Raw genomic sequence first — 21,421 nt, 5'->3', positions numbered from 1 at the left:
GGCCGTCTCCGCCGTTTCCGGGAACGGCCGGCACGTTACCCACTATTCGCAGCGCCGGCCCGGTGCGGCTACTTCTGCCGTGCCGTTCCGGCCCGGACCCCGCCCTGAAAAGGTCCCCCGCGCGGGCGGTGCGCATTCTGGAAGATGCGCGGCCGGACACCGCCGGAAAATCGTGGAACAACGTGCCCGGTTTCCGGCCGAGGGCCACCCGCCCGTCTCCAGGCCCGCTCGTCTCCAGGAAGGACCGACATGCGCGTTCTCTTCGCCACCGCCCCCTTCCGGTCGCATCTGTTCGTGCAGGCGCCGCTGGCCTGGGCCCTGCGTACGGCGGGACACGACGTGCGAGTCGCCGCCCAGCCGGACATGGCCGACGACATCATGCGCTGCGGGCTGACGGCCGTACCGGTCGGCCGGGGCGTGGACCTGAACACGCAGATGTCGGCCGCCGAGCCGCAGGAGAACCCGGCGGACCCGAGGAATCCGGGCCCCGGGCTGCCGGTGCAGACCGACTACGCCCGCGACGACCCGCTGGCGGAACTCGGCGCCCACGTGGGGGGATGCCGGGCGCTGTTCAACCCCGAAGCGGTGATCGAGGAGCTCGTCGAGTTCGCCCGCGACTGGGAGCCCGACCTCGTCGTCTGGGACACCTTCGCCTTCGCCGGCGTCGTCGCCGCGCGGGCGTGCGGCGCGGCCCACGCCCGGATGCTGTTCGGCGCGGACGGCCTGGGGCAGTTGCGCACCGCCTGCCGTCCGATCTGGGACGGGCAGCCGCCGCAGGCCCGCACCGACCCCCTGCGCGAGTGGCTGGAGCCGGTCCTGGCGCGGTACGGCTGCGCCTTCGACGAGGAGACCGCCCTCGGCCAGTGGACGATCTTCCCCATGCCGACCTGGGTCTGGCGGCCCCCGGGCATCCACTACCTCCCGATGCGGCACATGGCCTTCAACGGCCCGTCGTCGGTGCCGAAGTGGCTGCACCGGCCGCCCGCGCGCCCACGCGTCTGCGTGACGCTCGGCCTCTCCCACCGCGAGCGCAACTTCGGCGTCGTCGCCTCGGCCGCGGACCTGTTCGCGGCGGTCGACGGCCTCGACGTCGAGGTGATCGCCGCACTCGACGCCACGCAACTGCGGTCGGTCACCCACGTGCCCGACAACGTGCGCGTGCACGACTTCGTGCCCCTGAACGTGCTGCTGCCCACCTGCTCGGCCATCGTGCACAGCGGCGGCGCCGGCACCTTCGCCTCCGCGCTGGAGCACGGGGTGCCGCAGCTCATCGTGCCCAACATCTACTGGGCGGAGAAGTGGTGGGGACCGGTGCTCATGGCCAACGGGCTGGAGGACCAGGGGGCGGGCGTGTACGTCGCCGACGCCGACCACCTGACCGCCGACACGCTGCGCGACCGGCTGGTCCACGTGCTGGAGGACCCGTCGTTCGCCGGCAACGCGGAACGGCTGCGGCGGGAGACGCTGGGGATGCCCACGCCCAACGACGTCGTGCCGATCCTGGAAAGGCTCACCGCGGCCCAGCACGGCCGGTCCAAGTGACGGGGCGGAGACGACGATGACGACCACCCGCAGGTACGGCCAGAGCCCGCTCTGGGAGAGCAACAACAGGATCCAGGTGACCGAGAGCGCCGTCGCCGATCTCCGGGGCTTCAAGTCCGGCACGGTCAACTTCAAGCTGGCGCTGTGGGACCCCCGCACCAACGGCATGCGCTACCTCAAGACGCTGATCTTCAACCTCGCCGCCGGGCTGAGCGAGGCCAACCGGGCGCGGCTCCGCCGCATCCGCAACCGCGACGTGGGCGACCCCATCACGGTCAGGTACGACGGCGAGGACGTCTGCATGGACTACCTCCAGGCCGTTCTGGAGCTCGACTTCATGAGCGGGGCCGTCCCCCTGGACGGCTTCCGGGTGCTGGAGATCGGCGCCGGGTACGGCCGCACCTGCCACGCCCTGATGTCCAACCACGACCTCGTCTCCTACGACATCGTCGATCTGGACAACGCCCTGCGCCTCTCCCGCGCCTACCTCGGCGCCGTCCTCGACCGCGACCAGTTCGCGAAGATCCGGTTCCACTCGGTGGACGAGGTGGACGCGCTGCCCGCGGACCAGCGGTTCGACCTGTGCGTGAACGTCGACTCGTTCGCGGAGATGAACGCCGAGACGGTGCGGGCCTACCTGGACCTCGTGGCCGGACGCTGCCGCTACCTGTACGTGAACAACCCGGTGGGCAAATATCTGGACCCGTCCTTGGACGGCCATGCCCAGGGCGCGGAGGTCGTGGCGCTGGCCCTGCGCACCGGGCCCCTGCTGGACGTCATCGACATCCATGACAACCGCGCGGTGGAGGCGCAGTCGCGCAGGTTCCTCGCCGCCTACCGGCCCGCCGACGACTGGACCCGCGTCGCCGACGCCCGGGCCGTGCCGTGGACCTTCTACTGGCAGGCCCTCTACGAGAAGAACGCCCCTGAGAAGGGCGGCCGCGAGCAGACGGACGCCCGATCGTGAACCGGCCGGGCACCACGCTGGCCACCACGCCGGGCACCACGCCGGGCGGCGGCCCTCCGCTGGTCGCCGTGCTCGGCGCGTCCGGTCTGGTGGGCTCGGCCGTCACCGCCCGGCTCGCGCGCCTGCCGGTCGCCGTACGCGCGGTCTCCCGCCGCCCCGCCGCGACAGGTACGGCTGAGGCGGGCACGGTTGAAGCGAGCACGGTTGAGGCAGGCCCGGGCGGCGCGGGCGGGGTGGAGGTGCTGGCCGCCGATCTCACCGTGCCCGCGAACCTGGAGCGTGCGGTGGCCGGGGCGAGTGCGGTGATCCACCTGGTCCTGCACTCCGGCGGCTGGCGGGGAGCCGACGAGGACCCGGCGGCCAGCGAACGGGTGAACGTGGGCGTCATGCGCGACCTCGTCGGCCTGCTGCGGTCACGCTCCCGGCGTGGTCCCGCGCCGCTGGTGGTGTTCGCCGGCTCGGCCTCCCAGGCCGGCCCGGGCTCCGGCACGCCGATCGACGGCACCGTGCCCGACCATCCGGTGACGGCGTACGACCTGCAGAAGCAGGCGGCCGAAGACCTGCTCAAGCGGGCCACCTCGGAAGGGGTCCTGCGCGGAGTCTCCCTGCGCCTGCCGACGGTCTTCGGGCCGGCCCCGGACGGCGCCGCCGACCGGGGGGTGGTGAGCGCGATGGCCCGCAGAGCGCTCGCCGGAGAGCCGCTCACCATGTGGCACGACGGCACGGTCGCGCGTGAACTGCTGTACGTCGGCGACGTCGCGGACGCCTTCCTGGCGGCCCTCGACCGGCCGGAGGCGCTGGCGGGCCGGCACTGGCCGCTGGGCCACGGCCGCGGCGAGCCGCTCGGCGACGTCTTCCGGAGGATCGCGCTGCTCGTCGCCGAACGGACCGGACGGCCTCCGGTGCCGGTCGTGCCGGTCCCCCCGCCCGCGAGCGCCCGGCCGGGCGACTTCGACAGCGTGGTGATCGACTCCTCAGCGTTCCGGGCGGCCACCGGATGGCGCCCGCGGGTTCCGCTCGACGAGGCTCTGCGCCGGACCGTCGCCGCTCTCGACACCCCCGCTCTCCACACTCACGGTCTCGACACCCACGGTCTCGACTCCCGCGGCACGCGCCCCCGGGAGTCGTGACTCCCTCCCCCCACCCCGCCACTTCGCCCGTGGCCGGGCCGTTCAGACGCGGCTGCCCGCCTCGATTTCGGCGCACACCCGATAGTCGGGCAGCAGGCCGGCCTCTCTCGCCTCCTCAAGGCGGGGGGCCGCACGGTCCCGCTCCGACAGGATCGGCGTGAGGTCCCCCGGGACGGGCAGGCCCAGCCCCGGGTCCAGCGGGGAGATCGCCAGCTCGTCGGCGGCCACGTACTCCCGCGACAGCAGGTACGACATCACGGTGTCGTCCTCCAGAGCCACGAACAGGTGCGCGACCCCCAGCGGGAAGTACACGGCGCGGAAGTCGAGGGAGTCGAGCACGACGCTGTCCCAGACGCCGAACGAGGGAGAGCCGACGCGGACGTCGAGGACGACGTCGAGGGCCCGGCCGCGCGGGCAGTGGACGTACTTCGCCGTGCCCGGCGGCGTCGCCGTGTAGTGCAGCCCCCGCACCACTCCCCTGCGCGAGACGCTGCTGCTCGCCTGCGCCACGGGGAAGAGCGGGCGTCCCACGGCGTCGCCGAACACCGATTCCTGGTAGTGCGACAGGAACCGCCCCCGGTCGTCGGGGAACTCCTCGGGCGTGAAGACGTACGCGCCCTCGACCGCCAGGCCGTTCACTCGCATGGCTCACACCACCCGGACGTCCGGCACGTAGAGGATCCACCGGCCGCCTGCGTCGCGGAACTCCTGCTCCTTCGCCATGATCTCCTCGGCGTGGTTCCAGGCGAACAACAGCGCGTGGTCGGGGTGGGACGTGGAGAACCGTTCCGGCGGCACGACCGGCAGATGGGCTCCGGGGGTCAGCAGCCCCTGTTTCTGAGGAGTGGTGTCGCACACCCACTCGACCAGCCCGGAGTCGAGACCGCAGAAGTTGGTCACGGTCGCGCTCTTGGCGGTCGCGCCGTACGCGACGACCCGCCGCCCCTCCTCACGCAGCCGGCGCAGCAGCGCCGTCAGGTCGTCCCGTACGCGTTCCACGTCGGCGGCGAAGCGGCGCAGCGTGTCCGGAGCGGTCAGGCCGCGGGCCCGTTCCCGCTCGACGGTCTCCGCGACGGCCGCCGCAGGCGTGGCGGCGCCGCGGCGGGCGATCGTGTAGCGCAGTTCGCCGCCGTGGACAGACAGGCGTTCCACGTCGACCAGTTCGAAGCCGGACCGCTCGGCGGCCGCCCGGACCGAAGTCGCCGTGAAGAAGTAGAAGTGCTCGTCGTAGATCTGGTCGAACGACGTCTTCTCCACGATGTCCCCCCAGTAGGGATCCTCGAAGACGAACCGGCCACCGGGGGCGAGCAGCGCGTCGACGCCGCGGAAGATCGACTCAAGGTAGGGGATGTGACAGATCGTGTTGGCCGCGTAGATCACGTCCGCGGGCCCCTCGGCCGCGCGCACCTCGGCCGCCGTCGGCTCCTCGAAGAAGTCGGTGCGCACCCGCACACCGCGCCGCCGCGCCACCTCGGCCACCTTCCCCGAGGGCTCGAACCCGAGATGCCGCACGCCGGCGTCGCGCACCGCGCCGAGCATCACCCCGTCGTTGCTGCCGATCTCCACCACGAACGGGTCCGGCCCGGCGTACGCCGACTCCAGGAAGCCGTGCGCGGTCCGTGCGAAGTGCTCCCGCATCACCGACGAGCCCGACGAGTGGTACGGATAGTCCTCGCGGAACATCAGCTCACGCGGGACCTCCTCCATCAGCTGCACCATCCCGCACGACGCGCAGGCGCCGACGGCGAGCCGGTAGAAGAACTCGCCGGGGATCTCCCTCTCGGTCAGGAAACGGTCGGACAGCGGCTGCCGCCCGAGGTCCAGGAACTCGCCGAGCGGCCCGCGGCACACCCGGCACGTCGTCTCGCCGACTGGGGTCGTCATCGATCTTCTCCTCCGGGTCGTACGTGTCGGGGTGGGAGGGCGGGGCGCGAGGCGCGAGGCGCGCGCTCACAGCGTCGTCAGGACCTCGCGGAGCGCCTCGATCACCCGGTCCTGCGTGTCAGGCGGCAGCGACGGGTACATCGGCAGCGAGAAGATCTGGCGGGCCAGCCGCTCGGTGACCGGCAGCGACCCCTCCGCGTAGCCCAGCCGCTCGAAGCCGGTCATCGTGTGCACCGGCCAGGGATAGCTGATGTTCAGGTGGATGTCGTACGCCCTGAGCCGCTCGATGATCTCGTCGCGGCGCGGGTGGCGGACCACGTAGACGTAGTAGACGTGGTCGTTGCCCTCCGTCACGGACGGCAGCCGCAGCCCGGACGGCCCCGAGACGTCGGCCAGCCCTTCGGCGTAACGATCGGCCACCTCGCGGCGCCGCGCGATGTAGTCGTCCAGGCGGCCGAGCTTGCGGCGCAGGATCTCCGCCTGCACCTCGTCGAGACGGCAGTTGTGCCCGGGGGTGCGGACGACGTAGTACCGCTCCTCCATGCCGTAGTACCGCAGCCGCCGCAGGTTGCCGTCGACCGTGTCGTCGCCGGTCAGCACCGCCCCGCCGTCGCCGTACGCCCCGAGGACCTTGGTGGGGTAGAACGAGAAGGCGGCGGCGTGCCCCATCGTGCCGGCCAGGCGGCCGTGGTGCCGGGCGCCGTGCGCCTGGGCGCAGTCCTCCAGGACGGCCAGGCCGTGCCGGGCGGCGAGCCGGGTCAACGGCGCCATGTCGGCGCACTGGCCGTACAGGTGGACCGGCACCAGCGCGCGGGTGCGCGGAGTGATCGCGGCGGCCACCTGCGCGGGGTCTATGAGGTGGTCGTCCTCGCGCACGTCGGCGAAGACCGGCGTCGCGCCGACCGAGTCGATCGCCACGACGGTCGGGGCGGCGGTGTTGGAGACGGTGACGACCTCGTCCCCCGGGCCGACCCCCAGCGCCTGCAGGCCGAGTTTGATGGCGTTGGTCCCGTTGTCCACGCCCGTGCAGTGTCTCGTCCGGTGGTAGGCGGCGAACTCCTCCTCGAAGCTCCGGACGCTCTCCCCGAGGATGAGCTGCCCGGATTCGAAGACCTTCTCGACCGCGTCGAGGACGTCCGTCCTCTCCTTCTCGTACTCCGGCAGGTAGTCCCATACGCGAATAGCCATGCGCGCCTTCTCCGATGCTCGCTCCGCACGTCACTGCCGGGCTCGGGGGCCGAGCGCCCGGAAGCTCATGTAGTCGTTGTCCCGTTCGAGGCCCAGGGCCTGCCCGCTGAGGTAGTCGACGCCGTCCACGTACGTGTAGGGCTGCATGAACCACCCGGCCCGCACGTCCCGGGAGAGGCGGGCCAGCGGGTGGTCCGCCGAGTAGGCGGCGCCGCCGGCCAGCGTGAGGCAGTCGTTGACGATGCCGAGCGCGAGCGTGTTGACGGTCATCTTCGCGCACTGGAAGGGGGTCATCATCGCCCTCCCGCGCTCGGCGGGGTCGCCGCTGCGGTCGGCGGACCAGGCGTCGGCGTTGACCAGGGCGGCGCCGGCCGTCGCCCGGAGGGCGTAGAGGCGGGCGTCGGTCTCCGCGACCAGGGTGCGCACCGCCGCCGGGGGCGGGCCGGGGCGGCGGGCGGCCACGCCGGTCGCGATGTCCCTGGCCGCCTGGGCCACCCCCGCGTAGATCCCGAGCATCGTGATCGAGCTGACCGTCTGCCCGGCCAGGACCGCGTCGTCGCGGGCGTTGACCTGGCTGCGTTCCAGGACGTCGCCGGCCGCGACGGGGCAGGCGTCGAAGGCGATGTCGGCGGTGCCCGAGGCGCGCATGCCGAGGCCGTCCCAGGTGTCCAGCACGCGCAGCCCCGGGCTGTCCCGCCGCACGAGCGGGACGACCAGGCCGGCCGGCCGCCCGTCGGCCCGCCGCTGGGCGTGCACGAAGAAGTGCGTCCCGATCGGGGCCAGGCTCACCAGGGTCTTGCGGCCGGACAGCAGCCAGCCGCCCGACCCGTCGGGGACGAGTTCGGTGACGACGCCGGGAGAGTCCTTGAGCGCCCCGCAGACCACGGCCTCGCCGGTGGCCATCGAGCGCAGCAACCGCTCGGCCAGCGCCCGCGCCGAGGGCGAGCCGTGCCGCCACTCGTAGGTCAGCGTCAGGCCACGGCTGAACTGCACGTGCAGCGCCAGCGCGGCCGAGGCGTCCGCCTCCGCCAGCGTCCGGAGCGCCACCGCCACGTCGTACAACCGGCCCACCCCGAGGCCGCCGAGTTCGGCGGGGACCGTGCCGCCCAGCACGCCGTCCTTCGCGAAGCCGTCGAACGTCTCGTACGGGAACGCGCCCGCGCGGTCGTTCGCGCCGGCCTCGTCCCGGACCCGCTCGACGTACTCGGCCAGCAGATCGGCGAGGACCCGGCCCTGCGGCGTGACCGGGGCGCCCAGGTCCGCCGCCCGCTGCGAATGCGCGCCGTCCTGCGCGCCGGCTTGCGCACCGTCTGCAGACATAGCCCGCTCCCGTTCTCCGTTGCGGTCCGTCCGCGAACCGGTTTTCCCGGCCCGCGCGAGAGTGCCGGCAATTCGCCTTCCATCCGTTTTCCGGCCACGGTCATCGTAACTACCGGCCATTCCCGGGCCGCATCTCCCAAATTGCCCTGAACGAATTGCGGACCCCTGTCCGGCCGCCTCACGTCGGGTGCGGCGAAACAGCGGCCGCCGGTCGGCACGTTTTCCCGGCACGGGCGGCACGCCGAAAGATGCGGCGGCGATCCGGTGATGAGACATTGCGATGAGCGAAATCGGCGGTATCACCAGTCGAGGGGAAAGCGGAATGAAGGCATTGGTGTTGTCGGGCGGGTCGGGCACCCGCCTGCGTCCTTTCAGCCATTCCATGCCCAAGCAACTGATCCCGGTGGCCGGCGAGCCGGTGCTCGCGCACGCGCTCGGCGCCGTCGCCCGCCTCGGGGTGACCGACGTCGGCGTCGTCATCGGCGGGTGGGAGCGCGAGATAGCCGAGGCGATCGGCGACGGCTCCCGCTTCGGGGTCCGCGTCACCTATCTCCGGCAGGAGCGCCCCGACGGCCTCGCCAGTTGCGTGGCCCTGGCCCGGCCGTTCCTGGGCGACGACGACTTCGTCGTGTATCTCGGCGACAACGTGCTGCCCGACGGCATCGACGGGCTCGCGGCGGAGTTCCGGGCCCGGCGCCCCGCCGCCCACATCGCCGTGCAGAAGGTCGAGGACCCGCGCGCATTCGGCATCGCCGAGCTCGCCTCGGACGGCTCGGTGGTCCGCCTCGTGGAGAAGCCCGAGCCGCCCTGCGGCGACCTCGCCGTGATCGGCGTGTACTTCTTCACCGCCGCGGTGCACGCCGCCGTGGCCGCGATCCGGCCCAGCGCCCGCGGGGAGCTGGAGATCACCGACGCGCTCCAGTGGCTGCTCGACCAGGGCGCGCGGGTCACGGCCAGCGAGTACGCCGGCTACTGGAAGGACACCGGGCGTCCGGAGGACGTCCTGGCGTGCAACCGCCGCCTGCTCGGCGACCTGTGCCGGGAGGTCCGCGGCGACGTGGACGCCGCCAGCACGCTGTCCGGTCCCGTCCTGGTCGAGCCGGGCGCCCGGGTGGTGCGGTCGCGGATCGACGGCCCGGCGATCATCGGCGCGGGGGCGGTGGTGAAGGACAGCCACGTCGGCCCGCACACCTCCGTCGGGCGCGACTGCCTGCTGAACGCCGCCGGCGTCGCCGACTCCGTCCTCCTGGACGGCGCCACCATAGCGGCGGTCCCGGACCTGCGCGGCTGCATCGTCGGCCGGTCCGCCACGGTCACCGGAGGCGCCCGGCGCGTCCACCATCGCCTGATGGTCGGCGACCACGCCTCCGTCGAACTGCCCGGAGTCGAACTGCCCGGATGACCCGCGCACGGGTGCGGCCCGCGCGGCGCTCCGCGCGGGCCGGCCGGTGGCCCGTGTCAGTACAGGACGGCGTCAGTACGGGACGGCGCCGGTACGGGACGGCGCCGGTACGGGACGTCAGTACCGGACGACGGCGCGGAAGCGCACGGCGCCCTTGTCGACGGCCTCGACGGCGTCGGCGACGTCCTCCTTCGGGAACTCCTCCACCATCGGCGTCACCTTGCCCTCCGCCACGAGCCGGAACGCCTCGGCGAGCCGGTCCGGGCCGTCGTGGGTGACGCCGGTGACCCGCAGGCGCTTCGCCCAGACCAGGCTGGACGGCCCGAGCTCCAGCGCGCCCACCGGGTCGATCGTGGCCAGTGCGACCCGCCCGCCGGGCCGCATGCCCTGCAGGGCCTCCGTGGCGGCGGCGTACGACGTGTTCGTGACGAGGAGGACGTCCGCGCCGCCGGCGTCCCGCAGGCCCGCACCGCCGGACACGACGGCCCCGGCGCCGAGTGACGTCGCGAGTTCGCGCTTGTCGGGCGACCGGGTGACGGCGACGGTCTCGAACCCGCAGGCCCGCGCGAACTGCAGGGCGAGGTGCCCCAGCCCGCCGACGCCCAGCACGGCGACCCGGTCGCCCGGGGCCGGCTCCGCCGCCCGCAGGGCGCTCCACGCGGTGTAGCCGGCGCAGAGCACGGGCGCGGCGGCCTCGTACGACACACCGCCGGGGAGCAGGACCGTGCTGCTCGCCTCCACCGCCATGTACTCGGCGTGGCCGCCGGGGGCGGTCATGCCGGTCAGCACCGGCGCCGCGCAGCACATGGCCGTCTGGCCGGTGGGCGGCAGACCACGCGCGCAGTAGTCGCACCGGCCGCACCCCCGCTGCACCCAGGTGGCGCCGACCCGGTCGCCCACCTCGCGGGTGGTCACCCCCGGGCCCACCTCGACGACCTCCCCGGCCGCCTCGTGCCCGACGATCACCGGGTCGAGCGGCGGGAAGTCGTACACGCCGTTGGTCAGCCACACGTCGTTGTGGCAGACGCCGCAGGCCCGCACGCGGATCAGCACCTGGCCCGGACCGGGCCGCGGCACCGGGACCTCCCCGAGCTCCCACCGGGCGCCGGGCGCGGGGACGACCGCCGCCTTCATCGTGCTCACGACGCGCCCCCGCCCTTCAGCAGGACCGGCAGGTTCCGCAGGCCGTTCATGATGAAGGTGCCCTGCGGCTCGATCCGGTCGGCGGGCACGGCCAGTCTCATCCCGGGGAACCGCTCGAACAGCGCCGGCAGCGCGATCTCGGCCTCCATCAGGGCGAGCGGCTTGCCGATGCACCGGTAGATGCCGGCTCCGAAGGACAGGTGTTCCCTGTCGGCCCGCCCGGGGTCGAAGACGTCGGCGTCCGGGCCGTACCGGTCGGGGTCGCGGCCCGCCGCCGCGAAGTTCATCAGAACCGGATCGCCCTTGGCGATGGTGACGCCGCCGATCTCGACGTCCTCGGTCGCGAACCTGAACGGCAGGTGCGCGACCGGCGCCTCCACGCGGACGGCCTCCTGGATCACGTCCGGCCAGCTCAGCTCTCCCCGCGCGACCCGCGCGAGGTGGTCCGGATGGGTGAGCAGCAGGAGCACCGTGTTGGCGATGAGGTTCTTCACCGGCTCGGTCCCGGTGGCGAGCATGATGTGCAGGGTGCCCACCATCTCGGAGTCGCTCAGCGGCGAGCCGTCCTCGTCGCGGGCGGCGACCAGGTCGGTGGTCAGGTCGTCGCCGGGGTGGTCGCGCTTGGACCGGACGAAGTCGAGCATCAGCCGCTGCCACGCCGCGACGTTCGCGGCGGCCTCCTCGGGCGTGATGCCGGTGTCGACGTTGACCTCGCCGCCGTGCAGCATGGCCTGGCGGTCGGCCGCCGGCACGCCGAACAGGTCGCAGATCACCGCGGCGGGCAGGGGCTTGGCGAACTCCGCCTTGAGGTCGACGGCCTCGCCCGGGGCCACCTCGTCGAGGCGTCCGAGAAGCTCGTCGGTGACCTTCTGCACGCTCCCGCGCAGGGCCTCCACCCGGCGCGGCGTGAACGCCTGGGCGCACGGCCGCCGCAGCCGCGTGTGGTCGTGCCCGTACGCGGTGGTGAGGTTCTCCATGAGGACCCAGCCGATCATCGGGAAGTCGTCGCCGATGCGGCCTTCCACGAAGTCGGTCCAGTGCTTGCGGGGGTCCTTCGAGAACCGGTGGTCGCCGAGCACCTGCCTGGCCACGTCGTGGCCGGTGACCGACCAGGCCATGACCCCGCCGGGGAGCACCACCCGGGAGACCGGTCCGCCGGCGCGGATGCGGGCTCCCTCGGCGTGGATGTCGTGTCCGGCCGGGTCGAGGACGACAGGGCGGATCGTCATGGATCCTCCTAGGCGTGAGGCGCGTGGGTTCCGGACCGCGGAGAACCCGTCCGGCCGGTCACGCCCGCCGGCGACGGCCCCGGCGCGTGGCGCGGGGCCCGTCCTCCGGAAATCCGCTCAGTCCGACGATGGCACCCGGCCGACCGGCCGCGCATCTTCGATGGTGCGCTCAGGAGGCCCGTCCTGGCCCTGCTTCTGGGCCGTGTCAGGGGCCGCCTCAGAAGCCGCCGCCTCCGGGGCCTCCTCTGGGGCCTGCCGCAGGGCGTAGGCCGCGAGCACGGCGAGCGCCAGGCACAGCAGCGCGGCGAACGCGGCGACCACGTGCAGCCCGGAGGTGAAGGCCGCGTGCGCGGCCGACAACAGCTCGTCCGAGCGCTGGGCGGGCAGGTCCCGCGCGGCCGGGGCCGCGCCCGCGATGCTGTCGGCGGCCGGTCCCGCCGGGCCGCGATAGGTGTCGGCGAGAGTGTGCCGATAGACCAGGGCGGCGATGCTGCCGAACACGGCCACGCCCAGCGCGATGCCGAAGTCGCCGCCGGTCTGGGAGACCGACGCCGCGGAGCCCGCCTTGGCCGGCGGCGCGGAGCTCACGATGAGGTTCTGGGTCAGCGATGCCACCGGGCCGATGCCGAAGAAGACGACGACGGCGCCGGCCACCAGAACGGGCAGCCCGCCGGGAACCGCGCGGGTGAGCAGCAGGTAGCCGATCGCGGTGACGGCCATGCCGGCCGCGACCGTGGGCGCCGGGCGCAGGAGCCGGGCGGCGTGCGGAGCCAGCAGGGAGCCCGCGACCATGGCCAGCGAGCCCGGCATCAGCCACAGCCCCGTCGCCACCGGCGACAGCCCCTCGACGATCTGCATCTGCTGGGTGACCACCAGCATGATCCCGCCCTGGGTGGCCACGGCGAACATCAGGACGACCAGCGCGGCGGTGAAGGCCCGGCGGCGGAACAGCCGCAGGTCCAGCAGCGGGGTGTCCAGGCCGCCCTGCCTGCGGACGAACGCCGCGCCGAAGGCCAGCCCGGCGACGACCGCCAGGATGGCGACGACTCCGGGGCCGTTCCTCGTCAGCTCCTTCAGTCCGTACACGACGGGCAGCGCGGTGGCGAGGAACAGCAGGGTGCTCGGCAGGTCGAGGCGGCCGGCGGAGTCGTCGCGATACTCGGGGAGCAGCCAGGGGCCGACGGCCAGAAGCAGGACCATCACCGGCACGGCCAGCAGGAACACCGAGCCCCACCAGAACGCCTCCAGCAGCAGCCCGCCGACCACCGGGCCGATCGCGGCGCCGCCCATGAAACAGCTCACCCAGACGGCGACCGCCGTGGTGCGCTGCCTCTCGTCGGCGAACATGTTGCGGATCAGCGCCAGCGTCGACGGCGCCAGGGTGGCGCCCGCGACGCCCAGCAGCGCCCGGGCGGCGATGAGGGTCTCGCCGGTCGGCGCGTACGCGGCCAGCAGGGAGGCGACGCCGAACGCCGCCGCGCCCGTCATCAGCAGCCTGCGCCGCCCGATGCGGTCGCCGAGGGTGCCCATGGTGACCAGGAACCCGGCGACCATGAACCCGTAGATGTCGGTGATCCACAGCTGCTGGACCGAGTCGGCTCCGAGATCGTCGCTGATGTGCGGCAGAGCCAGGTACAGCACGCTGAGATCTAGTGCGAGCAGCAGGGTGGGCAGGGCCAGCACCGCCAGCCCGATCCACTCTCTGCGTCCGGCGCGGGGCGGCGCCGCGGTCCTCGTCTCCATCGGGCCCCCTCCTGTCCGTTCTCGGTTCGGGTCAGGCGCGTCGAGTCAGGCGCGTCGGGTCAGGCGCGGGAGGTCTCCCGCTCCAGGTGCGCCGCGAGCGTCTCCAGCCAGTCGCGGGTGCCCTGCTCGCGCCATTCCGGACGGTCGTGCCCGTCGAGGAAGGCGACCTGCTCGGTCAGCTCCAGACGGGTGCCGCCGTCGGCGGGGGCGAACTGGACGGTGGTCACCGACACCGACGCGAGCGTCGAGCCGACGTACAGGTCGTAGGCGTAGACGATGCGCTCCGGCGGGACGATCTCGTGATAGCGGGCGTCGAAGGTGATGACGGGGCCGCCGCCCTGGCTGCCGCGGTTGACCTCCCTGCCGCCGACCCGGAAGTCGAGGCGGTAGTCGTCCCCGCCGCGGGCGAACCAGTCGGCCTTGGCCTTCTCCTCCGCCCAGGCGGTGAACACCCGCTCGGGCGAGGCGGCGTAGGCGCGCTCGATGGTGAAGTTGGCGTGTTCCACGCGACGATCGGTCATTTCTCGTCCTCCGTATCCCACTCGTCGGGCTGCTCGGCGAGGTAGTCGCCGAGCCGGTCGAGGCGGTGCTCCCAGGTCCTGCGGCGCTCGCCGGCCCACTGTTCCACCGCCGTGAGCGCCTGCGGCTCCAGACGGCAGGCGCGCACCCGGCCGATCTTCTCCGACCGGACCAGCCCGCAGGCCTCCAGCACCTTCAGATGCTGGACGATCGCGGCCAGCGACATGGCGAAGGGCCGCGCGAGCTCGCTCACCGACGCGGGCCCGCGGCTCAGCCGCTCGACCATGCTCCGCCTGGTGGGGTCGGCCAGCGCCTGGAATACCCGGTCAAGCGAAGCAGCTTCGTTAAGCATGTTCTTAACCGTACGACGCAGAGGCGGGAAAGTAAAGCAACTTCTTAAGTGTTGCGCGGCCGGCGGGGGGGTCACAGCTCGGCGGCCCAGCTGTTCAGCACCGCGAGCAGGGTGCGGGCCTGCACGTTCACGTAGTGGCTGTGCCGCGCCAGTGAGTTCAACTGCCCGGGAGTGACCCACATGAACCCCGGTGGAGGGTCCACCGCCGCGGTCCGCTCGTCGGCGTCCACCAGCAGATAACGGCTCTGCGCCCGGTAGAAGCGGCCGCCCTCCTCCGCGTGCACGGCCTCGTAGCGGATCCGGCCCGGATCGGCGCCGAGGACGGTCGCGAGGAAGCGGGGCCTGCGCGACACGGGAAGATGGACGTAGGACTCGGGGGTGCACTGCACGGTCGGGCCCAGTTCGACGGTGCCGAGGAACCCGCCCTCGACCCGGGCGCGCACCAGCAGGTGCGGCACCCCGTCGAACCTGCGCACCAGGAACGCGGCGACGCCCGCCCCCAGCGGCTCGAACAGCGGCTGGGTCCACCGGTGGACCTCCCGGCTGCCCGCCTCGGCCGACACGGCGATCACCCGGAAGTACCGGTCGCGCTCGTGGTCGATGGACCACTCCCCCGTCGTCCAGCCCGACACCTCGTCGAGCGGGACGAGCCGGGTGCGCACCTCGTGCCGGCTGCGCTCCGCGGTGAACCACGACACCAGTTCGGTGTCCGACAGCGCCGCCCCCGCCTCGGGCGGCGCGGCGGGCGCGCAGGCCAGAACCGTGCGCGCGTCCATGTTCACGACGTTGTCGCGGCGCAGCAGGCGGCCGATCTGCCCGAGGGTCAGCCAGCAGAAGTCGTCGCCCACCTCGACGTTGTCGCGGGTCTCGACGATCATGTTCCGGTTTGACTTGCGGAAGAACCAGGAGCCGTGCTCCGACTGCAGCACGTCGACGAGCACCCGGCCGCGTTCCTGGGCGCGCTCCTGGCAGCGCTCCTGGCCGGTGAAGTAGCCGAGGTATCTGACCGGTGCGCCGCCGTGCACCCGCGTGTAGTTGCTGCGGGTCGCCTGCACCGTCGGCGAAAGCTGCACCAGCCTCGGGTTGCCCGGCTCCATCTTGGCCTGCATGAGGAAGTGCAGCACGCCGTTGAACTCCCTGGCCAGGATGCCGAGGATGCCGATCTCCGGCTGCACGATGATGGGCTGCCGCCACTCGGGCACCGGGTCCTCGCCGGCGACGATGTGCAGCCCTTCGACGCTGAAGAAGCGGCCGCTGCGGTGCGCCAGGTTGCCTCCCGGCCCGAACGACCACCCGTCCAGCCGGGCGAAGGGAATCCGCTCGACCCGGAACCGGTGCGCCCCGGCCCGCCGGACGAGCCAGCCCGCCACCTCCGGCGTCGACATCCACACGCCCGCCGTCTCGGCCGCCGACCGGGCGAGGCGGTCCTGCACATCGACGTCATCACGCGGCCGTAATCGCATGCCGGGCACCTCCGGATCCCGCTGACCCGTACACCGCCCGACCCTCGCACCCCCCGCGCGCCGTCCGCATCTCCTGAAATGCGGGGGTACGGCCGCGTTCATCCCACCCGCATCCCACCTGGGCATCGGCGGGGGTTCGGGACCGCTCGCCGGACGGCGATCACACGACGACGAGCTCCCTGGTGGTGCCGTTCAGCCGCTCGCCCGCCGTCTCACCGCAGACGACGATGTCCTCGATCCGGGCGCCGTGACGCCCCGGCAGGTAGATGCCGGGCTCGACGGAGAACGCGTACCCCGGCCGCATCTCCTCGGTGTTGCCCGCCACGATGTACGGCTCCTCGTGGGTCTCCAGGCCGATGCCGTGGCCGGTGCGGTGGACGAAGTACTCGCCGTACCCCGCCTCGGCGATCACCTCGCGGGCGGCGGCGTCCACGGACTCGCAGGTCACCCCGGGCCGCACGTGGGCGCAGGCGGCCTCCTGGGCGGCCCTGAGCACCTCGTAGTACGCCGCGAAGTCGGCCGGCGGCTCACCGACGCAGTACACCCGGGTGGAGTCGGAGCAGTAACCGCTCGGCATCGTGCCGCCGATGTCCACCACGATCGGCTCGCCCGGCCGGATCACCCGGTCGGTCAGCTCGGCGTGCGGGCTCGCGCCGTTCGGGCCGGAGCCCACGATCACGAAGTCGACCCGGGCGTGCCCCGCCTCGACGATCGCCTCCGCGATGTCCCTGCCGACCTTGCGCTCGGTGCGGCCGGCCTTGAGCAGCCCGGGGACGAGGGCGTGCACGGCGTCGATGGCCGCCCCCGCCTCCGCGAGCGCCGCCTTCTCGGCGGGCGACTTGCGCATCCGCAGCTCGCGCAGCACGTCACCGGCCAGCGTCTGCTCCGCGCCGGGCATCGCGGCGCGGAACCGCAGCGACTGCAGCGCCCACATGCGGTCGGCCAGCCCGACCCGGGCGACCGGGCCCAGGCGGCGGGCCACCTCGGCGAACGGGTCGTCGGTCTCGTCCCAGGCGACGAACTCGACGCCGAGCCGGGAGGCGGGCGAGTGCTCCGCTGCCGGCAGTTCGAGGCGCGGCACCATCAGGAACGGCTCGCCGGACACCGGCACGACGAGACAGGTCAGCCGTTCGAGCGGCATCGCGTCGTACCCGGTGACGTAGCGGAGATCCGGGCCGGGCGTCAGCAGCAGCGCGTCGAGACCGGCGCGGCCGGCGGCCTCGCGCACGGCGGCGGGACGGGTCGTGGGATACAGGTCGGAGGCATCCGGGGACGTCGTTGTCACGGTGCCCAATCTAACGAGATCCGGCCCCGCTGGCGCACACAGGCGGCGTCCGCAGAACTCATAGCACAGACGCCGCGCGGGCGTGCCGCGAGAGGCATTGGCTTATTCCACGCGGTAGAAGAAAACTAACCCCCGGGACAAGAACTACTGCTACGCTCCGCGTCAGGACGATCACGAACCGTCCGTACGACAGTGCAAGAGCGGCATCGAGAGCGAGACAAATGGTCGGCGTAGTGGGCGGTGCGATGCCCGCCCTTCCCCCCGCGGACGGCCCGGACGTGGCTCCCGTCGCCGCCCCCGTCGGCGTCCTTCCCGCCGGGGCGCCCCCGGGCGCCGCCCCGCCCGAGCCGGAACCCGCCGAGTACACGTCCCCGCCGGCGTTGCCGGCGTCCGTCCCCGAGCGGGTGCCGGAGACGGTCGCGGACGCCGGTGGACGGCGGTGGGCGGAGATGGTGGTGAGCGAGTCCAGGCGGCAGGCACAGGAGGCGCGTGAGCGCGCCGCCGAGGAACGGCGCGAGGAACGACGCGTCACGCTGGCGCTGCGGGAGGCGATCCTGCCCGAGCCCGGCGCCTCGATCGAGCTTCCGTACGCCCGGATCGCGGTCCGGTACGTCCCGGCCGGCCGGGAGTCGAGCCTCGGGGGCGACTGGTACGACGCGGCCCCGCTCCCCGACGGGCGCATGTTCCTCGCCGTCGGCGACGTGTCGGGGCACGGCCTGCCCGCGATCGCGGAGATGGCGCAACTGCGGCACGCCCTGCTCGGCCTGAGCATGACCGGGGCCTCCCCCGGCATGCTGCTGTCGTGGCTGAACGCCCTGGTGCTCACGCGCCTGGACGACACCACCGCCACGGCGGTGTGCGGCCACTTCGACCCGGCGTCCCGCCTTTTCACGTGGGCACAGGCGGGGCATCCCGCGCCGATCCTGGTGCGCCGCGGGGGCGTGCGCCAGCTCGGAGCGCCCCGGGGAGTCGTGCTCGGGGCGACGTCGAGCCAGCCGTACGGAGTGGCCGACGTCCGCCTCGAGCCCGGCGACCTGCTGCTGATGTTCACCGACGGGCTGGTGGAGCGCCGGTCACGCGACATCGAGGCCGGAGTGTCGCTCGTCATGCGGGCGGCCGCCTCGACCGGCGCGACCGGCGCCGACCTCGACGCGAGCCTCGACCGCCTGCTGGAGGCGATCGGCGGCCCCAACCCCGAGGACGACACCTGCCTCCTGGCGGTGGCGGTGACCGGAGACGGCCCGCGCACGGCCTGACAGGCGTGACAATGGTCGGGTGCTGATGCTTCTCGACACCCCGTCGCTGTACTTCCGTGCCTTCTACGGGGTTCCGGACTCGGTGACCTCGCCGGACGGCATGCCGGTGAACGCGGTGCGCGGGCTCCTCGACATGATCGCCACCCTGGTCCGGCAGCACTCGCCCCGGGAGATCGTCGCGTGCATGGACGCCGACTGGCGTCCCGCGTTCCGGGTGGCGGCGATCCCGTCGTACAAGGCCCACCGGGTCGCGAGCGGCGATCAGGAGGAGGTTCCCGACACGCTGGCACCGCAGGTGCCGGTCATCGAGGAGGTCCTGGACGCGCTCGGCATCGCCCGCGTCGGAGTCGGCGGCTACGAGGCCGACGACGTCATCGGCACGTTCGCGATCGCCGCGACCACGGCTGTGGACATCGTCACCGGCGACCGGGACCTGTTCCAACTCGTGGACGACGACAAGCCGTGCCGGGCCCTTTACACAGTAAGGGGAATCCGGAACCTGCAGGTCATCGACGAATCCTTCGTCCGGGAGAAGTACGGCATCCCCGGCCGGGCGTACGCCGACTTCGCGACGCTGCGCGGCGACCCGAGCGACGGCCTGCCCGGCGTCCCCGGCATCGGGGAGAAGACGGCCGCCGCGCTCATCACCCGCTTCGGCTCCCTCCCGGCCCTGCTCGCCGCGCTGGACGAGGGCGGCACCGACGGCTTCCCGGCGGGCGCCCGGAACAGGCTCGCCGCCGCCCGCGACTACCTGGAGGTCGCCCCCGCCGTGGTCCGGGTGGCCCACGACGTGCCGCTGCCGGACGTCGACGTCAGCCTCCCCGCCGCGCCCCGCGACCCCGAGCGACTGGTCGCACTGTCGCGGAAGTACGGCCTGGACAGCCCCCTCAACCGCCTGCTCGCCACCCTGGGATAAGCGCCGCACCTGGTACGGCGCGGCCTCGGATGCCACAAGCCCCGTGCGGATCGTCGGAATGGCGACGCATGGTGTTGTCCGGTCACGCCATGAAGGCACCGACCGGCAGGACGGCCGGCCCGGCCAGGCGGAGCGCACGGTCACTGGTGTTCATTTCGTCGGTGATCAGTAGTCCTCCGGGCCTTTCCGTCGGCGCCCGGATGAGGTTTCTGTCCGACCAATTGCCTCTTCATCGATTACAGAGCCATAATTTCCTGCTTTGTGGCATGTGAATCGAAGATAAGGTTGCCGCGCCCCTGTACCTGGCTGCTCGTGGAGAGTCCGTGTCGCAATCCCCATTCGGCCCGCCGGACCACCCGAACCAGGATGTCCGATTCCCCTCGCCATACGCACAGCCGGACGACCGGCCCGGGCACCTGAACGCCAGCCGGCCGCTCGATCCCGGCTACCCGTCGCCTTCGGAACCTCCGGCGGCGAGGGGCACCGTCAGCAAACTCGTCCTCGTTGTCCTTGCCGGAGTGGTGGCCGCCGCCGTCGCAGTGGTCTTCTACTCTCTCAGAGACGGCGCCGAGAAGACGGATGAGAGTCAGAGCCCTTTCCGGACGCATGTCGTCGAGCCGGAGACACTTGGCGGGCGTGCGAAGCACGTGACTGCCGGCCTTCGCAGGGTGATCGACCGGAGACTCGCCACGGTGAAGAAGGCGGTTCCGCAGGCGACTGGCACAGTAGTAGCTTTTTACGGCAATCCAGGGGACAAGAATATGGTCATGGCTTTCGCCGTGTCGGCTCCTGTTCCCAACCCGAACACCACAATCGACCGATTCGTCGCTTTCATGGGAGTGAAAGCCGGCCACATGAAGCAGGTCCAGCCGGGACCTCTCGGTGGCGTCGCGAAATGTGGTGACGCCACGTTCGTCGAGAACGTGGTGAGCAGCATCTGCTTCTGGGCCGACAGCAACACCAGGGGCATGATCGCCATGTACTTCGAGTCCGGCGACCAGGCGGCGGCGCATTTCGTGACGATGCGGGACGAGATCGAGCAGCGCGACTGACCGCCGGCTCAGCTCGCCACCGCCGAGGGCAGCCCCCGGCGGCCGGTCCGGCGGGCGACGTGCGCGTACCGGCTGTGTCGCGTACCGATCGCTAGCCGGGGGTCCTGTCGCGCTCGCTTCTCCGGGCGAGGCGCTGGAGTTGCCCTGCGTGCACGTCGCTCACCCATTCCCAGCCCGGCTTGGCGGACGGGCCGATCCGCGGGTCGCTGAGATCCCGGCGGTCACGCAGGGCGTGCACGTACGCCCGATCCTGGTCGATCCGTGCGCGTACCTGATCGGCTCCGCCGACGGACCCGTGGCCCGGAATGATGACGTCGACGCCGTCCGCCACCTCCTCGATCAGTCGCAGCGCCGCGAGGTAGTCCTCGATCACGTCATCGGTGCCGTTCACGTCGCCGAGCATCGGAATCAGGACATCGGAGAGCATGTCGCCCGCGACGAGAACCCCGCGTCCTTCGATCAGCAGCGCCGCGTGGCCCGGGGCATGCGCCTGGTGCTCGATGATCCGGACGTGAGGGCCGTCCCAGGGGATCCGCGCGGTCTCGGCGGGCAGGCCGGTGATGAGGCCGAGCAGGTCCAGCGGCACCTGCCCGGCGATTTCCGTCTCCAGCAGGTGCGCGGCGATGCGGGCCTTCGCACCCGCGTCCGACAACCGATCTCGGACGGTGGCCGCGCAGCGCGCCGTGCCGTAACGGGGCGCCTCGCCGAGCCGGGCGTGCCAGAGCAGGTGATCCCAGTGCGGATGCGTGGAGAACCCCGCCACAACGGGCCGGCCCGACTCGTGAAGGTCGTTCGCGAGGCAGTCGAGCTCGGAGCCGGTCACCCCGGGGTCGATGAGCAGCACACCGGCCCTGCCCTGCACGACGACGGCGTTGCTCTGCACGAACTCGCTCTGGTGGATCAGCACACCCTCTGCGACCTGCCTCAGCACGGGCACACCTCGCGGTCCGGGAACGTCACGTCGTCGGCGGGCGTGGCGTCCGCGCGGTGGTGGGTGAGTACGAGAATCGGTCTTCTCCAGGCCTGCGGC

At 72.6% G+C, this 21,421-nt stretch carries 19 protein-coding genes; 7 read left to right on the top strand and 12 right to left on the bottom strand.

The genetic code is table 11. The annotated features are described in order from the left end of the window. The first annotated feature begins 249 nt into the window (after positions 1-249). The 3 genes from Mam01_RS29635 to Mam01_RS29625 are packed head-to-tail and all read left to right on the top strand — an operon-like array spanning position 250 to position 3,639. Positions 250-1,542, top strand: a complete 1,293-nt coding sequence (locus tag Mam01_RS29635; protein ID WP_204288501.1) for an activator-dependent family glycosyltransferase — start codon at positions 250-252, stop codon at positions 1,540-1,542. 16 nt (positions 1,543-1,558) lie between these two features. Then, positions 1,559-2,509: a putative sugar O-methyltransferase gene (locus Mam01_RS29630; RefSeq protein WP_204288500.1), complete on the top strand. Its 951-nt coding sequence runs from the start codon at positions 1,559-1,561 to the stop codon at positions 2,507-2,509. Continuing rightward, complete coding sequence (locus tag Mam01_RS29625; protein ID WP_239101722.1) at positions 2,506-3,639, top strand: NAD-dependent epimerase/dehydratase family protein; 1,134 nt, start codon at positions 2,506-2,508, stop codon at positions 3,637-3,639. The genes Mam01_RS29630 and Mam01_RS29625 overlap by 4 nt, the downstream gene beginning before the upstream one ends. Positions 3,640-3,681: 42 nt before the next feature. On the opposite strand, the gene Mam01_RS29620 is transcribed toward Mam01_RS29625, so the two are convergent. The 4 genes from Mam01_RS29620 to evdC all read right to left on the bottom strand — a co-directional run bounded on the left by Mam01_RS29620 (position 3,682) and on the right by evdC (position 8,031). Then, complete coding sequence (locus tag Mam01_RS29620) at positions 3,682-4,284, bottom strand: dTDP-4-dehydrorhamnose 3,5-epimerase family protein (protein WP_204288499.1); 603 nt, start codon at positions 4,282-4,284, stop codon at positions 3,682-3,684. A gap of 3 nt (positions 4,285-4,287) precedes the next feature. Next, positions 4,288-5,523: a class I SAM-dependent methyltransferase gene (locus Mam01_RS29615; protein WP_204288498.1), complete on the bottom strand. Its 1,236-nt coding sequence runs from the start codon at positions 5,521-5,523 to the stop codon at positions 4,288-4,290. A 66-nt stretch (positions 5,524-5,589) separates the two neighbouring features. After that, entirely contained in the window at positions 5,590-6,711 is a 1,122-nt protein-coding gene (locus Mam01_RS29610; protein ID WP_204288497.1) for a DegT/DnrJ/EryC1/StrS family aminotransferase, read from the bottom strand. A 30-nt stretch (positions 6,712-6,741) separates the two neighbouring features. Continuing rightward, positions 6,742-8,031 (bottom strand): L-evernosamine nitrososynthase, encoded by a 1,290-nt coding sequence (gene evdC / locus Mam01_RS29605; RefSeq protein ID WP_204288496.1) that lies wholly within the window; start codon positions 8,029-8,031, stop codon positions 6,742-6,744. A gap of 322 nt (positions 8,032-8,353) precedes the next feature. Here evdC and Mam01_RS29600 point away from each other — a divergent pair, with 322 nt between their 5' ends. After that, on the top strand, positions 8,354-9,433 hold the full coding sequence (locus Mam01_RS29600) for a glucose-1-phosphate thymidylyltransferase (RefSeq protein WP_204288495.1): 1,080 nt from the start codon (positions 8,354-8,356) through the stop codon (positions 9,431-9,433). 117 nt (positions 9,434-9,550) lie between these two features. Here Mam01_RS29600 and Mam01_RS29595 read toward each other — a convergent pair whose 3' ends face one another. The 7 genes from Mam01_RS29595 to Mam01_RS29565 form a co-directional block, all read right to left on the bottom strand. Then, on the bottom strand, positions 9,551-10,567 hold the full coding sequence (locus Mam01_RS29595) for an alcohol dehydrogenase catalytic domain-containing protein (RefSeq protein ID WP_204288538.1): 1,017 nt from the start codon (positions 10,565-10,567) through the stop codon (positions 9,551-9,553). A 5-nt stretch (positions 10,568-10,572) separates the two neighbouring features. Further along, the gene (locus Mam01_RS29590; RefSeq protein WP_204288494.1) at positions 10,573-11,805 is read right to left on the bottom strand and encodes a cytochrome P450 family protein; all 1,233 of its coding nucleotides are present in this window, start codon (positions 11,803-11,805) and stop codon (positions 10,573-10,575) included. A gap of 117 nt (positions 11,806-11,922) precedes the next feature. After that, positions 11,923-13,548, bottom strand: coding sequence for an MFS transporter (locus tag Mam01_RS29585; RefSeq protein ID WP_204288493.1), 1,626 nt, complete (start codon positions 13,546-13,548; stop codon positions 11,923-11,925). Positions 13,549-13,607: 59 nt separating this feature from the next. Continuing rightward, entirely contained in the window at positions 13,608-14,069 is a 462-nt protein-coding gene (locus tag Mam01_RS29580; RefSeq protein WP_204288492.1) for an SRPBCC family protein, read from the bottom strand. Next, positions 14,066-14,419, bottom strand: a complete 354-nt coding sequence (locus tag Mam01_RS29575) for an ArsR/SmtB family transcription factor (RefSeq protein ID WP_204288491.1) — start codon at positions 14,417-14,419, stop codon at positions 14,066-14,068. The genes Mam01_RS29580 and Mam01_RS29575 overlap by 4 nt, the downstream gene beginning before the upstream one ends. Positions 14,420-14,490: 71 nt before the next feature. Beyond that, complete coding sequence (locus Mam01_RS29570; protein ID WP_204288490.1) at positions 14,491-15,882, bottom strand: NDP-hexose 2,3-dehydratase family protein; 1,392 nt, start codon at positions 15,880-15,882, stop codon at positions 14,491-14,493. 160 nt (positions 15,883-16,042) lie between these two features. Continuing rightward, positions 16,043-17,167 (bottom strand): M24 family metallopeptidase, encoded by a 1,125-nt coding sequence (locus Mam01_RS29565; protein ID WP_239101721.1) that lies wholly within the window; start codon positions 17,165-17,167, stop codon positions 16,043-16,045. A gap of 245 nt (positions 17,168-17,412) precedes the next feature. Here Mam01_RS29565 and Mam01_RS29560 point away from each other — a divergent pair, with 245 nt between their 5' ends. From Mam01_RS29560 to Mam01_RS29550, 3 genes are all read left to right on the top strand, one after another. After that, entirely contained in the window at positions 17,413-18,423 is a 1,011-nt protein-coding gene (locus Mam01_RS29560; protein ID WP_239101720.1) for a PP2C family protein-serine/threonine phosphatase, read from the top strand. 25 nt (positions 18,424-18,448) lie between these two features. Then, on the top strand, positions 18,449-19,339 hold the full coding sequence (locus Mam01_RS29555; protein ID WP_204288536.1) for a 5'-3' exonuclease: 891 nt from the start codon (positions 18,449-18,451) through the stop codon (positions 19,337-19,339). Positions 19,340-19,662: 323 nt separating this feature from the next. Further along, positions 19,663-20,391 carry a hypothetical protein gene (locus Mam01_RS29550; protein ID WP_204288488.1) on the top strand — a complete coding sequence of 243 codons (729 nt, stop codon included), beginning with the start codon at positions 19,663-19,665 and terminating at the stop codon, positions 20,389-20,391. Positions 20,392-20,482: 91 nt separating this feature from the next. Here the strand turns inward: Mam01_RS29550 and Mam01_RS29545 are convergent, their stop codons facing one another. Then, positions 20,483-21,322 carry an MBL fold metallo-hydrolase gene (locus Mam01_RS29545; protein WP_204288487.1) on the bottom strand — a complete coding sequence of 280 codons (840 nt, stop codon included), beginning with the start codon at positions 21,320-21,322 and terminating at the stop codon, positions 20,483-20,485. Between the last annotated feature and the right edge of the window lie 99 nt (positions 21,323-21,421).

It is taken from the genome of Microbispora amethystogenes (assembly GCF_016863015.1).
GTDB classification, from domain to species: Bacteria; Actinomycetota; Actinomycetes; order Streptosporangiales; family Streptosporangiaceae; genus Microbispora; species Microbispora amethystogenes.
Note: the sequence above shows the minus strand (reverse complement) of the source record. Positions and strands in the feature narration are given on the sequence as shown.